Origin of the sequence: Aeribacillus sp. FSL W8-0870 (assembly GCF_037963755.1) — a bacterium.
Classification (GTDB): Bacteria; Bacillota; Bacilli; order Bacillales; family Aeribacillaceae; genus Aeribacillus; species Aeribacillus composti.
Genome location: NZ_CP150165.1, coordinates 1,339,849 through 1,357,005, shown reverse-complemented (window position 1 = coordinate 1,357,005; position 17,157 = coordinate 1,339,849). Strand labels below are relative to the sequence as shown.

Here is a 17,157-nt window from a genome sequence, read left to right as displayed (position 1 = left end):
TGAAATAATTTACTGGTCAAATATTCTAGTGAAAACATGGATTTTTTTCAAAAAGATGCGGCGGGAAAGTTAGAAAGGTCGAAATAAACGAATCACTCATGCAGAACGGCACGAATGGAATTTTTGGAGGCAAGGTGCTGGGCGATACGGAAAAGATTTCACAACATCATAAATGAGCATTCAAAAGCTGAAGTTCAAAATTCTGAAGTCCATAAAATCAGCTGAGGCAACGATTCTTTCATTGCCTAAATATTTGTTTTATATTCATTCTCAGATTTATTTGAATCATCTCGAAGGTTTATATTCTATAAACTACGGTATAACAACAGACGGCAGCATCCGGAATGCTTATGTTCTATAAAATGGGGCTGTATTCCCCATTTTATAGTTTGAATTTATGAACTAATTCTTGCATTCCTTCTGCCATTGTTGCAAGCATTTTTGCTGAAGAAGTTATTTCCTCCATCGAAGCTAATTGTTCCTCTGTAGACGCTGCTACTTGTTCGGATGTTGCTGCGTTTTCTTTTGCTATTGTTGTAAGTTCATCCGCTGTAGATGTTATTTCTTCTACTTCCGCTGAGACTTGTTGAGCAATTGAAGAAATATCCTCAATTTGCGGTGCAATATCCTTCATATTTTGGACGATTTGAGCAAATTTTTCAGATGTTTCCTTCGTGATCTCAAGACCATTTTCGACGTTATGTGTTACTTCTGTCATAGCTTTAACAGAGTTTTCTGTATCGCTTTGGATTTTTAAGATTAAATCTGCTATTTGCTTTGCTGATGCCTGAGATTGTTCAGCTAGTTTCCGCACTTCATCGGCTACGACCGCAAAACCATTTCCATGCTCTCCCGCTCTTGCTGCTTCAATTGCCGCATTTAAAGAGAGAAGATTCGTTTGATCGGCAATTCCACTAATTACATCAAGAATTTTACTAATTTCTTTTGAACGTTCATATAAAGACTTAACCATGCTATCAGTCTCTTTAACCAATTTATAGATTGAATTCATTTGGTCAACTGTACGTACAACGGAACCTTCACCATCTTCAGCTTGCTCAGTAGTTTGTTTTGCAAGCTCTGCAACCTGATTAGAACTATCTGCAACACGGATAACCCCTTGTGCAATTTCTTCTAAAGAAGCAGCATTTCGTTCTATTCCATTCGTCTGTGTTTCAGCTCCGCTTGCTACTTGTTGAATGACAGAAGCAACTTGTTCCGTTGCAACTGTTGTCTGATCGGCACTTGCTGTTAATTCTTCAGAAGATGCAGCTACTTGTTCTGCAGTGTTTCTTACTTCCCCAACAACATTTCTCAAGTTTAAAATCATTTCATTCATTGATTGAACTAATTGACCAATCTCATCTTTTGATTTTGTTTCAAGCAGCTTTGCAGACAAATCTCCTTCTGCCACCATTTTCATACGATCTACTACTTGGAAAATTGGTTTTACAATCCGATTCGAAAGAACAATCGCAATCGTCAAGCTGACAAGAACAGAAATAATAATAACAGTTAGCACAAATGTATTTCCTGTTCCTGTTCCATCTGCAGTTAAATGTCCAAGTTGATTTAAACCAAAAATTGCTGCGGTAGTAAATAATAAAATAACAACGACAAATCCACTAATAATCTTTAATCGCAGACTTTTCATTATTGTCCTCCTTACACCGTTTTATTTTAGTAATTTTTACCAATTTCAAACAAAACTGAATCAATTGGATAATTTTGTGATTTAACAAAAAATTTTTTTATAGTTTTGGGGAATAGTAGGTGTAGGGTTGGAGTTGCTCTTCGTTGATGTCGATTACTTCTTTTAATGCATGAAATATTTCCTACATCTACTTCCTTAACTATTACTACCACTAATTTGTTTGATCAGTAGATGAAATTCCGGGAAGACGTTGAAGTAAATCAATTTCAGGAATATTCCCTGGGAAATTCATACTCCCTTTTGACACAGAGGGTTTAGAACGACTGAGATGTTTTTGCAATGGGCCATTAGAATGAACTTTGCCAAATATGTATTTTTATTTTACTCCATCACCAAGCCTCCTTTCCTATGTCAAAATAAAAAAACTGCCCTTAAAAATTCTAAAGAGGGCAGTTGAATAGACAATACATCCGCTAATAACCTTCTTAAAAAGAATCAAAACCATTCTTTATAGGAAGGGCAGCTGGCTGGCATGTCTATCAAAATAGATTTAGCCCCTTTAGCTTTGCGTCCTACCCTTTCGAGTAGTTTGCCGAAACAAAATTATATTTTTGTAGAAATTTGTAGGAATTTATCAAATAATATCTCTTACTTAATTGTATAACAAATTTTATAGTGAAAATGGTATAGTTAAAATGAACTATTTTTAAAATCGATAGGTAAAAAGTTTTAATTGAATACATGACAATCGACCTGTTAATCACAAGAAATTTAGGATCAATTGATTAGTAACAAGCCAACGTGTAATAGTCAGCTTCTTGATTTCTTTATTGGTGAAGACAAAAGACCTATGGAAGGCAGTAAATTTTTCAATTTATTCTCTACATGACAGAAGCTATGACACAAAGCCAACCACTTTTAATAAAAAACAATACAAAAAGCGGACGAAGAAAACTTGTTCTTTTTCTTCCGTCCGCTTTATTTTTGTGGCTTATCGGGTAAAGCTTTTCCAGAATATTGATGATTTACATACAGACGGGGAATGACCTCTGATTATGGACTTATTTTTGTACCACTTAAAATAGAAAAATATACTCTGTTTAAGAAAAGAAAGGCAGAGAAAAATGGAACATAAATTTTTGCCTTAACCTTAAGCTTGGTACAGTTATGAATTTTAATCTATACAGGGCATATCCCAATAGAATAAGATGTCTTTCTACATCAGGAATAGTTAAAATAGTTGGACATTTTTTTAATGAAAAGCATGTAGCTGCTCTTTGAAAAGAAATAAGAAGGGCTCTTCGATGCTTTAACTTATTTCCAATGGTGACGAAATGGCTGGTACAGATAAAGCCCTCAACAATTCCTAGGAAGCCGCTCGTAAAACTGCGGAGAATTATTTTAAAAAAGCTGATTTTAGCTGAAAAAAATGAACTATTACCCAAGTCAACTTTCCGGAGGACAACAACAGCGCGTGGCAATTGCACAAGAGCTTGCTATGGAACCAAAAGCGATGTTATATGATGAATCGACATCTGCCTTTGATCCCGAATTACATCTTGCAATCTGCGGATAAAAAAAGCCGCCTTAAAGTCATTCTAAAATGACCGTTTAAGACAGCTCGTCGAAAAAATTTTCGTTTACCAATAGTACGGATAACCGCCATAAAATCCTCCGTAATACGGCGGATAAAACGGATATGGCCGCGGTCCTACCAGTGCACTACCTAAAAAGCCGCCGAGCAAGCCGCCAAAAAACGGCGCACCGAAGAAAAAGGGGTTCCGCCCTCCGAAGAAAAAGGGTCTCCTTCCGAAAAATTGACGTTCCGGGTACATTTTCCATACCTCCCGTTGTAACAATTTACATCTCAATATTTTTTATGCATTCGCCACGGCTTTGGTATGGGCATATGTTGGATATCCGGCAAACGTCAAGATTTATTTTAAATAGATGGAAGAAAGAATCCCTCCGCTCTCAGCATTCTAAAGAAGCCTCTATGAAGATACGTCATGATTTTTGGGTTCCGCAAAATGCCCGTTTCCGGGAGAAAAATGCTTTTGGATAATAGACAGGCGTTATTCCCAGTCTGGAAGCGAACAACGGATATGAAAAGCACCGTGCGGTTTTCCCGCTCCGCTAATGAATCAAAAACGTTGGGACAGCGACAAAACACACCAGCATTCCCTCTCCATAAGCGAATTAGGGAAAAATCTTGGGGCATCTCGTCTTCCCTGTCAGCTAAATTTTTTTTACGATAAAATCGCCCGAAACGAACTTCCCATCCATAGCAAAACACCCTTGAGGAAAGGCGATTGCTGCCTTAAGCCCTTTTTATTGCCTGGCTTCGAATAAATAAGGTAAGATAAATCTAACATCGGTATGAACGAACAGTAATCAAAGGAGGGGCCAACGGATGGAAATCGGCATTTACACATTTGGAGAACGGACGGTTGATCCGGAAACCGGTCAATTGATCAGCCCGGGGGAACGGCTGCAAAACTTGATGGAGGAAATTGAACTGGCCGATCAAGTCGGACTGGATGTGTTCGGCATTGGTGAACATCATCGTCCCGACTACACCGTATCGGCTCCAGCGGTAGTGCTTGCCGCTGCCGGGACCCGCACCAAACGCATTCGGTTGACCAGTGCAGTAAACGTCTTAAGCTCTGACGATCCGGTGAGGGTGTTTCAACAATTTGCCACCTTGGACCTGCTCACTCAAGGCCGCGCTGAAATCATGGTCGGCCGCGGTTCGTTTATCGAATCCTTTCCCCTTTTTGGCTACGACCTGAAAGATTATGACGAGCTTTTTGAAGAAAAGCTTGATCTACTGCTCAAACTGCGGGAATCCGAACGGGTCACATGGGCGGGAAAGCATCGTCCGTCGCTGGACAATCTAGGGATCTATCCGCGGCCCCTGCAAAATCCGCTTCCGGTTTGGATAGCCGTTGGAGGAACCCCGGAGTCGGCCGTCCGTGCAGGCATGCTCGGTCTTCCGATGGCACTGGGCATCATCGGTGGTCTGCCCGAACGGTTCGCGCCCTTTGCTCAATTACACCGGGAGGCAGCGCAAAAGGCGGGGCACGAAACGCCACACCTCAGTATCAATTCACATGGTTTTATCGCCGATTCGTCGCAGGAAGCAGCTGACATTGCATTTCCAGCGTTTAAAACGATGATGGATCGGCTGGGACGGGAACGCGGTTGGCCGCCATTGACCCGGGAGCAGTTCGAGTTCTCTCTTTCCTTACGGGGCGCCAATTTTGTCGGCAGCCCTGAGCAAGTGATCGAAAAAATCTTGTTCCAGCATGAAATTTTCGGCCACGATCGCTTCCTTCTGCAATTGACCGTCGGCACGCTGCCGCACAAAAAAGTGTTGCGTGCCATCGAACTGCTGGGTACTAAAGTGGCACCGGCCGTCAAGCGGGAAATTGCCCGCACAAATCGGAAACCGTAACCGATATCCGCTAAAAGAAGCTAGCAGCAAGAAAAGGTTTCGGCTGGGCAACAACGGGTGCTGAATCAATTTAATCGGTGGACCATTTCATACTTGTTTCCGCAAGGATCCTGAAAATAAACCGCATAATAAGTCGGGCTGATCGGGAACTGCCAGGGGCCGCTGTCGATGGTGCCCCCATATCGAACTACAAGCTCTGCAATCCGGTCCACCTCCTCCCGGTCATGCGCCCAAAACCCGATCAAATTCTCGTTTGGCTTATGATTGGGATCTTCCGTGATAGCGAAATAAGGAACGCTCGGAAGCTCTCCCTCCGCTGCAAACACTTTCCATTTTTCCGAATGGAAAGTGCGGGTAAAACCCAATGCAGGAAGAAGATTCTCATAAAACGTGCGCACTTTCTCCCATGAATTTACTCTTAAATCGATATGACTGTATCTATTCATTGCGCCCCTCCAAATAATTTTTAATTTGCTCCAGCTTGTCTGCCCAGAAGCGTCTCATCAATTCTCTTACATAGACATCATCCAGCATTTCCTGATGGATGGCGATCGTCGTTTTGCCCGAATCCGTGGGCAGCAAATACAATTGAAGCCGGGAAGGCTTTTCCCATTCCGGAAGTTTCCATTTCATGCGGAGCTTTCGAAATGGCAAAACTACCGTAAGTTTCCCGCAGATACCTTCCTTAGATTTAAATTCGTAACCCTTTTGCAGCCGAAACTCGGAGACGTCCCCGATCCATAAGAGCAAGCCATGCGGCGAAGTCAAATAGTCCCAAACCTTTTCCTTCTCCACCTTTATCGTTTTTCGGACGCCGATTTGAACGCCCGCATCTTTGGTGACACCAACAGGAATCCTGCCGAGCAGCTGTCCATACTTGACGGTCAGCCATTCCCCCATTCATCCGACACCTGAAATTGTTCGCATATGTGCTCCTTCATATGTTCGTGAGACCAAGAAGGATCCACAGCCTGTTTCAAGGTGGCAACCCATTCTTCCCAGGTAATTCCCGTCGCATCCTGAACAGCCTGTCGAAAAACGGCCCCTGGCATTTTCATTCCTCCCCTCTTTTCAGTGAAAAAAGAAACACGATAGGATCAAAATCTTTTTGACGGCATCCTGAGCGGCATGGATACTGCACGACAGGTTGTACTTCGCAACTATGCAAATAAGTCAGTTGGATGAGGCCGTTCATTTGTATTGGATGCAGCCAGCTTTTTCGTCATTATTTGAGGATAATCACTCTATTAAATGATCAAACCTTTTTCTTTCCATCAGACAAAATGAACGAACGGATGCTCTGCATTTCTGCCATCACCAACCTCAAGGGACAAAGAGTCCAAGTAGGAATCGTAGCCCCTTCAAACTTCACAAAATATACAGAATCAGGATTATCGAGATAGACTTATAACTCATGACAAAGAGAACCGATAGAAATCCTTGCCCCTGCAAACTTCGTAAAAACAAATCAGAATCATCGAAATAGACTTATAGCATACGACATTGAGAACCAATGGAAATCCTCACTCCAACTAACTTCGTAAAATAAACCGAATCAGGATTATCGAAATAGACATGTAACTCACCACAAAAAGGGCAAGTGGCAATCGGCTCCCCTGTAAACTTCGTAAAACCGGATCAGGTTTATCTAGAAGATCTATAACTTACGATTTTGAAAGACTTCCATCGATTTGTCGCTTTCAGCTATATTTTCAGTAAAGCTCCCCGTTTCAATACCTCCACCGATTTCAATATGGATCGGCAATCTGATGTTGAGCCCTCTCCTTCAAAAAATTTTATGAATTGCTCACCTACATTTTAACAGAAAATTCAGAATATTAAACCGTTGTTTTGGAGTATTTTTTCCTCAATTTAAGAACTTACCCCAGATCCCCTGTCCTTATGTGAATGTAACAAAAACTGTTTAAGAGGACAAAAAATCTCTATCATATATAAAAAAAACACGAAGCATCATAGGTTTATCTAGTTTAGGGAAAGAGAAAATAACTTTTTCATGAGTTGAACAACAGGGGCAAACTATTAAAAAGCTAAAAAGAGGAGTTGACTTGTAAGAATTTTGATTGCACGGCCTTATCTATGATAGGCGCGACAAAAATGATAGGAGGCGTTCACCTTGTTTAGCAGCACAGGCATAAGATTTGATTTACATTTCTGATGCAATTATAATGGTGGGCAAGAATGGCCGAAATACATAATAAACAGTCATTCCTCAATCCAGTCTTCAATTGCGGCCGCCTTCGTTTATTTTTGGCTTCGCCACCTAGATGATGTTATTTATTCAAAAAATCTTTAGAAAAAAAGGAGAAATGTTTATGTCAATTGCGGTTACTGGTGCTACTGGTCAACTCGGTGGGCTTGTGATTCAACATTTGCTCAAAAAAGTTCCCGCCAGTCAAATCATTGCCATCGTGCGTAATGTTGAAAAAGCCTCTACTCTTGCCGATCAAGGCGTGGAAGTTCGCCATGGCGACTATAATCAACCGGAATCTCTTCAAAAGGCTTTTGCAGGTGTCTCCAAGCTGCTCTTTATCTCAGGTCCGGATTCTGATAATACGCTTCGTATCGTTCAACATGCAAATGTCGTAAAAGCTGCCAGAGATGCGGGAGTCAAACATATTGCTTACACAGGGTATGCCTTTGCTGAGGAGTCATTAATTCCCCTTGCATACGTTCATTTAGCAACGGAATATGCCATCCGTACGACCAATACCCCGTATACTTTCCTGCGTAATGCCTTATATACGGACTTTTTTATAAATGAGGGGCTGCGCGCATCCATAGAATCTGGAGCAATTGTTACGAATGCGGGAAGCGGGATCGTTAATTCAGTAACACGCAATGAACTTGCTTTGGCTGCCGCAACGGTGCTAACAGAGGAAGGGCATGAAAACAAAACGTATAACCTTGTTTCCAATCAACCGTGGACCTTTGATGAACTTGCCCAAATTCTCTCCGAGGTTTCCGGCAAAAAAGTCGTGCATCAGCCTGTCTCATTCGAAGAAGAGAAAAATTTCCTCGTAAACGCTGGTGTCCCTGAGCCGTTTGCTGAAATTACGGCAGCGATCTATGACGCGATTTCCAAAGGAGAAGCGTCCAAAACATCAGATGATCTGCAAAAACTGATCGGATCCTTGACCCCTCTGAAGGAAACCGTAAAACAAGCCCTGAAAAATTAAAAATTGACCAAATGACATAAAATGAAAAAACAGAACATCCAATGGCTGCAAACTCATGACCTGCTTTATCTTAGTTCGGTAGCAAAAAAACAAGAGATGTCAAGAGTGACATAGCTTAAACTTTTAGGAATCAAGCTCAATTAAAAACTCGGGACGGACATTCCGTTTCGAGTTTTTAATTGAACAGGATAAAGATGGTTGCAAGTATAATCATATTTGACTTAGTGTTAACAGAAGATGTTGTGATTAGGTATTTCAATATAATTCAGATTTCGAAGTCAGTGAATCTTTACTTCACCAATTGCTAAATGCGGAATGAAGAGGAAAAAGATCGGAATTTTAAACAGAATTTTCTGAATATAAATCAAAAAAAGAGTCGGATGATTTTATCAAAGGCTCTCTTTACTGATATCTACCGCACTTTGACATATTTCGGATGATGCACAGTGGCACGAATTCTTTTTTGAATCACAGACACCTATCCTTTATTTTGGACCGGAACGGTACATTTCTAATTTGTCTAGGTCTAGAACAAGTCCAGCGTCTAGCAATATATCTAATCCTAACAAACCGTTAATCCCTTCATAGTCCATCCCACTAAAATCAATCTCATACTCTCTCAGTTGAAAAGAACCTAATTTAATAGAGTCCAATTTCTTCGTAAATGCGTGCTCTTTTCCTCCGATTCCGTAATAAGTAACAATATGATCGCCCATCTCTACTCGTAAATTAATATCCTCTACTACATTTTGAGAAATCAGTGTTTTGACAGCACCAGTATCAATGACCATATTATCAATCAACTTATACCTTCCTTGATAAACAATTTCTATCGATGTAAACAACAACCCATCACGATATTCAATCTGCATAACGAAAATTTCCCCTCAGACCAATCGTTCCACGAACTTTTAAGACAATCTCCTTGTGACTAGTGTGATAAACAAGCTGATCCCCTTTTGATTGCAGTAACTCACGAGTTGCATCCTCATCCGAAACCGTTTCAATGACAGCCACCTCTTCAATAATCTCCTGATCACCCTGTAAATGAGACTTCAATACCTGTAATTTCACAAATTGGTTCGGATACAGTGAACGCACTTCCTGCCATTCCATCTCCATCACCTCAACTTGTTCTTTTAATTGATTATATCACTACCCGAAAACTGAAAAAAGAATAGGCACCTCTGATGCAATATGCATCACTAGCGGAAAGATAAAAATTCATTTCGCCGAATGTTTTACATTTATGCATTTAACGATCGTACATACTACTTGTAGGATTCGATGTTGGTCAAAGAGTCGGAGTATATTGATAAAACCAGCGTTCTGCTGTTGTGTAAGCGAGTTATAACAAGCGAGCGACTTCTTGAATCGTTTTTCCGATACGTAACTGGGCGACCCACAATATTGAAACGATTCCGTTGCGATACTGTGAGACGGAAGCCCCGGATAGGAAACAGTAACTGTAAGGAAACAGGCTTGGCAGCGATGTCTTTCTATGGAAAGCTCAACCCAGTATAGCCATGAATCCATTGTTTTCGTTTCGATGACATGTTAGTTGTCCGTCCGAAGCAAGTCGGGCAGATCGGACAATGAGGAGGGGAAGTTCAAAAATCCAGCGTTCTCCCTATTTTCGTTCTCCTTGAATAAGAAAGCCTGTAAATTATATGCAAAAGAAGTTTGATTTATCAAGGTTTTTTAGCTGTTGAAAATTAACTCCGTTCATTAAATTTAACTTAAAAAAATAATTACGTTAGCAAATGTGTTAGCAAGAAAGTAAGTATGTGGTCTGTTGTAGTTAATATGCGTAGTACAAATAACAGAATGACGAAGACAATGTTGAATGAGTGTACTATCCCGCTTCACAACTTTGCGCAATGAAAAAAGAGGGGCTGTCCAGAAAGTCAAATCCCTATTGATAACAAAAAATCATAAACATCGATATATCAACGTTTCTAAAACATAAAAGGGGGGCCGTCAATAAGCCAAAAAACGACTTATTAGACAGCCCCTCCTACATAAATATTTTATTTAGATTTTAACACTTCCTTTAACAACTCAATCGCATGTTTGTCGGTTAGATCGTTCGTACCAAGCTCGCCGCGGAAGGCTTTGTTAAGGATAGATTGACGTAGTGAATCTATTTCTCCTTCTAATGCCTCTATTTTACTAATTTCGACTTCTTTAACATGTAAATGATCTAATAACTCAACAATTTTGTCTTGTTCTGCTTTTGGTGGCAATGGAAATAAATAATTCTCTAAAAATGATTTAGGTACACGTTGTTGTCCTACTGCTCCTGTCATTTCCTTTTTAGCTTCCATCCTAAATTTTTTAGATCGGAGTAAGTAATATATTAACTTAGTGTTAATATAAGGGTTTGTTCTAATCACGTGAAACTCAGTTGATCCAAATCCAAAACCATTTATTAAATTATGAGCAATGGCAGTTTTTCCATTTTCCATACATGGAGTTATTTTGGCAAAAAGAATGTCATTCTCAAGGAAAAATGTATAACCTTTCTTGACTTCAGCATACTTCCTAATCTCTGGATTTTCTATTTCACCTGTTTTATCATTTACAGAAGGCATAGGAATAAATGAGCAACTTTGAATATCTTCAATATCCTCTAATTTCTTCCTAGCTGGGTTAATATCGACAATATCACCTAATCTAACCCATCTCCAATTTTGAGGGATTGGAAAAGGTGGATTAATTTCGTATTCATCTCTTTTGTTCTTTTTTTTATAGACATTTTGAATTTCTTTAAAAATATCATCAGCACTTTTAATGATTGAGCTCTTAGACCGCCATTTTTTAGTTAACTCTCCTCGAAATGCCTTGTCTAAAATGCTTTCCCAGCGAAGTTCAAACGACCCTTTCACTTCCTCAATCAACCGCTTCGCTTCATCAATTTTAGCAAAAAGCTGTTCAATCTTCTCAACAATGCGTTTTTGTTCTTTGAAAGGTGGGAGCACTACTTTTTGAGTATATGCATCTTCTCGGTTTAATCCGGGAATTGCCGTGGATCTATTAAGTTTTTTTAGGTTTAAAGTTTTAAGTAAATAATACACATATTTATAATTTATTTTTTGTTTTGCAAGTACATAATAAGTAGTGTCAATAGCCCATCCTGATTCATTATACCAATTTACTTCACCATATGAGCCTTTTCGACCAACAATAATTACAGGTCCTTCTATGAGAAACTCAGAATGATAACCAACCACTCCGTTAGAACCATAAACAGGAAAACCATTTCCACTTCTTTTTTTCTCTGGAAGAGATTTTCCATAAACTAATTCAATTAATTTACCTAATCTTGTCCACACCCAATTCTCCGGCACTTTATAAGGCTGTTCTTCTTCCGGCACTAATGCTTCTTCTAGTAGTTCTTCCATCGATTTTTGTTTCTTTTTGCTCATTTTTCAAGCACCTCAGATGTTTCTGCGACTTTTAGCATTTCTTTAGAATCTGTTTGGTAGGTGTTCGGTTGTTCGACAGCTTTTAACTCGGCAATGACTTCGTTTAGTAACGAAATCGCTAGTTCTAATTTTTCCACCGCTTCTTCTGCAGATTCGATTGGGTCTGGCAGGTTTTCGTAGACGGACAAGGATTCATCAGCAATTAGACCAATATCCAAGCTGTCGCCTTTTTTCGCAATTTCTTCACGTGTGAACACATTCCAGCGCTCGTCTTTGACTTGGCTGCGATCTTCTGCCGTGTAAGCCTTGATAAATCCTTCAAAATGTTCTTTCGTTAGCGGATTCCGTTTGCCGAAGGAAGGCATGTTTGTTCGTAAATCGTACACCCATACTTCTTTTGTGTTGCCGACATCTGATGTCCCGCGGGTGAAGAATAAAACGTTCGTTTTCACTCCTTGGGCATAGAAAATGCCAGTTGGCAAGCGTAAAATTGTATGTAAATTACACTTATCCATTAAGTCGCGGCGAATGTCGGCTCCTACCCCGCCTTCAAACAAGACGTTATCTGGAAGGACAACCGCTGCACGAGCTTTGCCGTTTGCCTTGAGAGCGCGGTAAATATGCTGCAAGAAATTCAACTGTTTGTTCGATGTTGTAAAGGTGAAGTCAGTTCGTGTTGCCCGCTCGCCGCCTTTTTTTGTTCCAAAAGGCGGATTCGTTAAAATCACATCAAAATTTTTCAAACTTTCTCCTAGTGATGATAAGGTGTCACCTAACAAGATTTCGCCATGAATATCATGAAGCAACGCATTCATGACCGCTAGACGATGCGTGTCTCTGACAAGCTCTACTCCTGAGAATGCCTTGTATTTTTGAAATTCGATTTCTTCTTGAGATAAGTCAAAATAATCATCGGTTTGTTTACGAACATGGCGATCTGCCGCGATCATAAAGCCGAATGTTCCCGCAGCAGGGTCATGGCAGCGTTCGCCCGGCTGAGGATTGACAAGTTCGACAATAACATCAATAAGGACGCGAGGCGTAAAATATTGCCCCGCTCCCGATTTCACTTCGCTCGCGTTTTTTTCTAACAGCCCTTCGTATAAATCCCCTAATCCTTCTTGCTTCGCATTGTACCAATCTAAGTTATTGGTCGATTGAATAATTTTTTCTAGGTTCTTTGGTTCTCTAATATTAGATGTCGCATCTGTATAAATTTGTTTTAATAATTCATTTTCCTCTTTTCCTAAATCAAGCAACAGCTGTTGATAATGCTCTTTAAGTGCGATCCCGTCTTTTTCTACTAACGAATCCCAACGATATTTTTCAGGAATCATATATTCTTGACCGGTTTCTTTCATCATTTTTAAGAACAGCAAATATGTTAGCTCTGTCACATATTGGTGATACGTAATGCCGTCATCACGAAGAACGTTACATAAATTCCATAGTTTTTGGACGATTTCTCTGTTGTTCATCTACGCTTGCTCCTTCTTTTGGTGATAGTTATACAAATTATAATTAATTTCGCGAACAATTTGTGCTAATTGTCCATCGAAAATTTGATTTAATTGTTTAAAGCCTCCACGGCTCTTAAAAGGTTCATATTCAAAAGCCTTTTCAGGGTCCGGATGAAGAACAGATTCTTGCAGTAATTGCTTTTCAATACGTTCCAGCCATTTCTTTTGAACAGGCGGCCATGCTTTCATTTGGTAAATTTTCTTCATGGCGTGTTTAATTCGTTCTTCATGACTAATAAGCGGATCGCCTAACGCTTGCTGGCGGATGAAGGCGATGATGTCCGCTGCGATGTCTTCATTTTTCGCCTCGCGCCAAGCTGCTTGTAATTTTTTCTCGGAAAAACCTTTTTGGTCCAATTCAAGCAACAATTTCTTTAACTCTTCTCTCGTTAATTCAGTTGGACGTTGACATACAATCATTAGCGCAGGGATTTTGTTCATATTGTTTCGGATAAACTCTCCAAATGATTGTAAATAATCATCCGGTTTTTCCGCATTTCCATATCCGCGTTTAACTCCAATAAGTTCATCTTCATGCGTGGAAATATATTGTTTATTTTCCCGATAGCGATTTTCATCCATATAACGGAACATCGATTTATACTCTTTTAACTGTCCAGTTAATTCAGCAGGATTCAAGTTTTTTACCCAATCTATAAATTCATCAACTGTTTTTCCACCAGATAATACTTTAAAGTCTTGGTGCTGCTTCTCTGACCATTGGCGTTTTTTTCGTTGGATTTTGGCTATAATTTGTTCTTGTTGATGCTGAAGGTGTTCTTCTTTTTCTAAACCTTCTAATTCTTCTACTAATTGAGTCAGTGAAATATTTGGTCGAGTGACAACAGGCTTCATGCTTGTATATGGTTTTAAAGACTCATAGATTCCAACCGCATCGAAAATATTAAAGTGATCTTTTCGGATTTCTTCACATCTTCTCGTTGCTCGGCCTAGCATTTGCTCATAAAGAATCCGAGAGCGAACGCGGCGCAAGAAGACGAGATTTGTAATTGCTGGAACATCGACACCTGTCGTTAGCAAATCCACCGTCACAACAATAGTTGGATATTTTTCATTTTTAAAGCGTCGAATCGCACCTGATGGGTCTTTAATGGAGCCTGTAATTTTCATAATCGCATTGTCTTCGACTTCACCGTATACTTTTTCAAATTCTTCTTTTAAAAGACGTACGACTAAGTCTGCGTGATCATCTGTCGCTGCAAATATCAATGTTTTGCCTTCATCGTCAGGAGAAATATAATTCGTCAACTCTCGTATAATAACACGATTAAAGCTTTCTGTGATAACTTTTGTATTAAAATGTGCAACCTCAATATTCACTTCATCTTCAAGGTATTCTTGTGAAATTGTGCCGGAAACCGTATCATATACGTCGACCTTTTCACCTTTGGCCCAAGTGATTCCTTCCTTTTTTAATACCGTTTCAAATTGATACGGTGGTTCATGGTCGACTAAATATCCATCGACGACTGCTTCTCGATAAGAATAAGTGAAAACCGGCGGTCCAAAAATTTCTGTAGTATGCAGCGCAGGAGTTGCTGTTAAACCGATGCGAACGGCATCAAAGTAATCAAGTACTTTTCGATATTTGCTTACATAATCATTGTGATCTCTTATTTCAATTTCTATGTCATTCATCTCTTTATCTAGTGTATAGCCTCGATGGGCTTCATCGACAATAATGCAATCATATTGATCAATCGATGGAATGTCTTCTGTTTTCTCGTTGTAGAAAATGCGTTTTAACATTCCTTGTACGGTAGCGATATGTACTTTTGTTTCATCATCTGGTTTTTGATCGTATAACGATTGTAAGCTATAAATTTCAGTGAACGTATGGAAATTTTCCAGCTTACTTTCTTTAAATGCGCTTTCCGCTTGTTCTCCAAGAGCTTTTCGGTCGACAAGGAATAATATACGATTAAAACGCTTTGCTTTGATCAATCGATAAATGAGACCAATCGCCATTCTTGTTTTCCCTGTTCCGGTTGCCATGGCGATTAAAATGCTGCGTTTTTTCTCTTCCAATGCTTTTTCGACCGCTTGAATAGCTTTGACTTGATAGTCTCGTAATTTAAGATAATCAAATTTTTCATCACGCAAAAATTGCTCCGAACGTTCCGTATCTTTTTCTAATAGATTTTTCAGTCCTTGAGGAGTGTACCATCCTTGAAGTGGGCGCGGGTGATTCGTTGATTTCCGCGCATCTAAAAACCAAATGCCTGACTTTTGTTCTAGCTGTTTTAAAAAGGGGCGGCCATTGGTTGCGAACAAAAATGGAACATAGTAATCTCCCCATGGTTCATGGATCACTTCATGACCATGCCGAACAATAAGTTTTGCATATTCTTTTGCTTGCTCAATGTCAGATGGAATATCTTTACTAGCACGTTTCGCTTCAATGATCCCTACTAGCTCGGGGCCAATAAATAAAGCATAATCAGCGTAACCATGTTTTAAAGGCCACTCCGCAATCGCCATGTTTTTTCCTTTTTCCGGACGAACTCCTTTTGAGAAACGCAGCTTTTCTGAATCAGCCTCCCAGCCAGCATCTCGTAATTGCTGATCAATAAGAATGCGGGTTTCTGCTTCCGTCAATTCAAAGTTGGCGACTGCCCGTTGTGAGTACTCACGTCGTTTTTGTTTCTCTTCATTGCTAATATATAGCTGTTCCTTTCGGATCTTCTCAAGCTCTGTTTCCAACTGAGCAAGCTTTTCTTCGTATGACTTAACTACATGGTTCAATTCATCTTCTGATATAGATGTTTGCGGTGTCGGTTCGATATATTCTGGAGCTTGAAATGACCAATCGCCATACACTTCCATAAACCAAACCGCAATTCGAAACGCCATATGCAATAAAGCTTTTGCTTCATTTACTTCACCATAGCTCGGATTATGTACCGCTTGATTCCCTTTCAAACGAATGACCGTAAATAAGTCATATATTTCCTTCGGCAGAATTTGCTCATAAAAAAGAATTCTCAGACGCTCCTGTTGATCAGTTCTGCGTTCTTCCTTTATTTCTTCTAACGCTAAAATATATTTTGTTATAGTTTCAGCAAATTTTCTAAGCTCACTTATCGCCACATTTGGATTTTGATAGACATTTCGTTCTGCCGTTTCCCCAACACGGGCGAGAACTTCCCATTTTTCTTCTAAAAAGCGAAAATTTTGCGACATATACACACCTCACCCATAAGAACATGTATATAGTGCTATTTTATCATAAATTTTACAATATATATCATTTCCAGTCATACATCTATTTAATAGAGTTAAGTCCGTATAATTGTGTAAAAATGAATGGGTCTAAAAATACTAGCCAATTTCAAATCCGATCCTTTCAGATGCTTGAGCTTGTAAAAATTGGTTTATTTTAACCGCAAATTTTTTGAATTTCCTTGAAAGAGTTGATGCAAAATTTCTAAATCTAGGTTAATCTTGTTTTGGTACATTCAAATCTTTTCTCCATTAGAGTTTGGCGGTCCAACTTAATTTCAACTGAGTGTTTTTATTTCCTTTGGTACATTTGCTTTTGCTGGCATTGGTATTGAATTGTAACTTATTAAACATATATGATAACTTCTTACAATCATCGCATTTATAGAAACCATCCAAAATTTCTTTCATTAATAAACTCCTCTAGCTTTATATGAGTATAGGAAGAGCTTCCTCGGCAATATTAGAGCAGCTGCAAAATAATTCGCTTGTCTTTCCATTTCAACATAGGAATTATTGACCACTTGCACCAAAATGAGCAAGCTCATCATATAGAAAAAGAAATAGACATTCGAGTTAATTTAAAACCAACAAAAAGCTTAAAACCTCAAATAATGAAATATGATCATATAAACTCGAAAAGTAAGCACGTCTATCC

The 17,157-nt window shown here is 39.4% G+C and carries 13 protein-coding genes, 1 pseudogene and 1 riboswitch; of the genes and pseudogenes, 3 read left to right on the top strand and 11 right to left on the bottom strand.

Annotated features, from left to right (window positions below; translation table 11 throughout):
* Positions 1–382: 382 nt before the first annotated feature.
* Positions 383–1,654 (bottom strand): HAMP domain-containing methyl-accepting chemotaxis protein, encoded by a 1,272-nt coding sequence (locus NSU02_RS06550; RefSeq protein ID WP_063386409.1) that lies wholly within the window; start codon positions 1,652–1,654, stop codon positions 383–385.
* A 515-nt stretch (positions 1,655–2,169) separates the two neighbouring features.
* Positions 2,170–2,258, bottom strand: a riboswitch (cyclic di-GMP riboswitch).
* Between the two features lie 822 nt (positions 2,259–3,080).
* Between NSU02_RS06550 and NSU02_RS06545 the strand changes: the two are divergent.
* A pseudogene (locus NSU02_RS06545) lies at positions 3,081–3,209 on the top strand (ATP-binding cassette domain-containing protein); the annotation flags it as partial.
* 85 nt (positions 3,210–3,294) lie between these two features.
* On the opposite strand, the gene NSU02_RS06540 reads toward NSU02_RS06545, so the two are convergent.
* A complete protein-coding gene (locus NSU02_RS06540) occupies positions 3,295–3,489 on the bottom strand; it encodes a hypothetical protein (RefSeq protein WP_063386410.1) in 195 nt (64 codons plus the stop codon).
* Positions 3,490–4,067: 578 nt separating this feature from the next.
* Between NSU02_RS06540 and NSU02_RS06535 the strand changes: the two genes are divergently transcribed.
* The gene (locus tag NSU02_RS06535; RefSeq protein WP_063386411.1) at positions 4,068–5,111 is read left to right on the top strand and encodes an LLM class flavin-dependent oxidoreductase; all 1,044 of its coding nucleotides are present in this window, start codon (positions 4,068–4,070) and stop codon (positions 5,109–5,111) included.
* A gap of 65 nt (positions 5,112–5,176) precedes the next feature.
* Here the strand turns inward: NSU02_RS06535 and NSU02_RS06530 are convergent, their stop codons facing one another.
* The 3 genes from NSU02_RS06530 to NSU02_RS06520 are packed head-to-tail and all read right to left on the bottom strand — an operon-like array spanning position 5,177 to position 6,163.
* The gene (locus NSU02_RS06530) at positions 5,177–5,557 is read right to left on the bottom strand and encodes a VOC family protein (protein ID WP_066249966.1); all 381 of its coding nucleotides are present in this window, start codon (positions 5,555–5,557) and stop codon (positions 5,177–5,179) included.
* Entirely contained in the window at positions 5,550–6,011 is a 462-nt protein-coding gene (locus NSU02_RS06525; RefSeq protein WP_066249963.1) for an SRPBCC domain-containing protein, read from the bottom strand. The genes NSU02_RS06530 and NSU02_RS06525 overlap by 8 nt, the downstream gene beginning before the upstream one ends.
* Positions 5,996–6,163, bottom strand: coding sequence for a hypothetical protein (locus NSU02_RS06520; protein ID WP_235600397.1), 168 nt, complete (start codon positions 6,161–6,163; stop codon positions 5,996–5,998). Before NSU02_RS06520 ends, NSU02_RS06525 begins: the two co-directional genes overlap by 16 nt.
* Before the next feature lie 1,281 nt (positions 6,164–7,444).
* Between NSU02_RS06520 and NSU02_RS06515 the strand changes: the two genes are divergently transcribed.
* Positions 7,445–8,308, top strand: a complete 864-nt coding sequence (locus tag NSU02_RS06515; RefSeq protein WP_339194844.1) for an SDR family oxidoreductase — start codon at positions 7,445–7,447, stop codon at positions 8,306–8,308.
* A 485-nt stretch (positions 8,309–8,793) separates the two neighbouring features.
* Here NSU02_RS06515 and NSU02_RS06510 read toward each other — a convergent pair whose 3' ends face one another.
* From NSU02_RS06510 to NSU02_RS06485, 6 genes are all read right to left on the bottom strand, one after another.
* A complete protein-coding gene (locus NSU02_RS06510) occupies positions 8,794–9,180 on the bottom strand; it encodes a retropepsin-like aspartic protease (RefSeq protein ID WP_339194842.1) in 387 nt (128 codons plus the stop codon).
* Positions 9,170–9,424: a hypothetical protein gene (locus tag NSU02_RS06505; protein WP_327848799.1), complete on the bottom strand. Its 255-nt coding sequence runs from the start codon at positions 9,422–9,424 to the stop codon at positions 9,170–9,172. The genes NSU02_RS06510 and NSU02_RS06505 overlap by 11 nt, the downstream gene beginning before the upstream one ends.
* 914 nt (positions 9,425–10,338) lie before the next feature.
* Positions 10,339–11,736 carry a restriction endonuclease subunit S gene (locus NSU02_RS06500; protein WP_339194838.1) on the bottom strand — a complete coding sequence of 466 codons (1,398 nt, stop codon included), beginning with the start codon at positions 11,734–11,736 and terminating at the stop codon, positions 10,339–10,341.
* Positions 11,733–13,214 (bottom strand): N-6 DNA methylase, encoded by a 1,482-nt coding sequence (locus NSU02_RS06495; RefSeq protein WP_339194835.1) that lies wholly within the window; start codon positions 13,212–13,214, stop codon positions 11,733–11,735. The genes NSU02_RS06500 and NSU02_RS06495 overlap by 4 nt, the downstream gene beginning before the upstream one ends.
* A complete protein-coding gene (gene hsdR / locus NSU02_RS06490; RefSeq protein ID WP_339194833.1) occupies positions 13,215–16,460 on the bottom strand; it encodes a type I restriction-modification system endonuclease in 3,246 nt (1,081 codons plus the stop codon). It abuts the gene before it with no gap.
* Between the two features lie 449 nt (positions 16,461–16,909).
* A complete protein-coding gene (locus NSU02_RS06485) occupies positions 16,910–16,999 on the bottom strand; it encodes an ImmA/IrrE family metallo-endopeptidase (protein WP_339195707.1) in 90 nt (29 codons plus the stop codon).
* Positions 17,000–17,157: the final 158 nt, after the last annotated feature.

Coding starts and splice junctions, on each gene's coding strand:
- NSU02_RS06550 (WP_063386409.1), bottom strand. CDS start 1,654: ATGAAAAGTCTGCGATTAAAGATTATTAGTGGATTTGTCGTTGTTATT.
- NSU02_RS06540 (WP_063386410.1), bottom strand. CDS start 3,489: ATGTACCCGGAACGTCAATTTTTCGGAAGGAGACCCTTTTTCTTCGGA.
- NSU02_RS06535 (WP_063386411.1), top strand. CDS start 4,068: ATGGAAATCGGCATTTACACATTTGGAGAACGGACGGTTGATCCGGAA.
- NSU02_RS06530 (WP_066249966.1), bottom strand. CDS start 5,557: ATGAATAGATACAGTCATATCGATTTAAGAGTAAATTCATGGGAGAAA.
- NSU02_RS06525 (WP_066249963.1), bottom strand. CDS start 6,011: ATGGGGGAATGGCTGACCGTCAAGTATGGACAGCTGCTCGGCAGGATT.
- NSU02_RS06520 (WP_235600397.1), bottom strand. CDS start 6,163: ATGCCAGGGGCCGTTTTTCGACAGGCTGTTCAGGATGCGACGGGAATT.
- NSU02_RS06515 (WP_339194844.1), top strand. CDS start 7,445: ATGTCAATTGCGGTTACTGGTGCTACTGGTCAACTCGGTGGGCTTGTG.
- NSU02_RS06510 (WP_339194842.1), bottom strand. CDS start 9,180: ATGCAGATTGAATATCGTGATGGGTTGTTGTTTACATCGATAGAAATT.
- NSU02_RS06505 (WP_327848799.1), bottom strand. CDS start 9,424: ATGGAATGGCAGGAAGTGCGTTCACTGTATCCGAACCAATTTGTGAAA.
- NSU02_RS06500 (WP_339194838.1), bottom strand. CDS start 11,736: ATGAGCAAAAAGAAACAAAAATCGATGGAAGAACTACTAGAAGAAGCA.
- NSU02_RS06495 (WP_339194835.1), bottom strand. CDS start 13,214: ATGAACAACAGAGAAATCGTCCAAAAACTATGGAATTTATGTAACGTT.
- hsdR (WP_339194833.1), bottom strand. CDS start 16,460: ATGTCGCAAAATTTTCGCTTTTTAGAAGAAAAATGGGAAGTTCTCGCC.
- NSU02_RS06485 (WP_339195707.1), bottom strand. CDS start 16,999: ATGGAAAGACAAGCGAATTATTTTGCAGCTGCTCTAATATTGCCGAGG.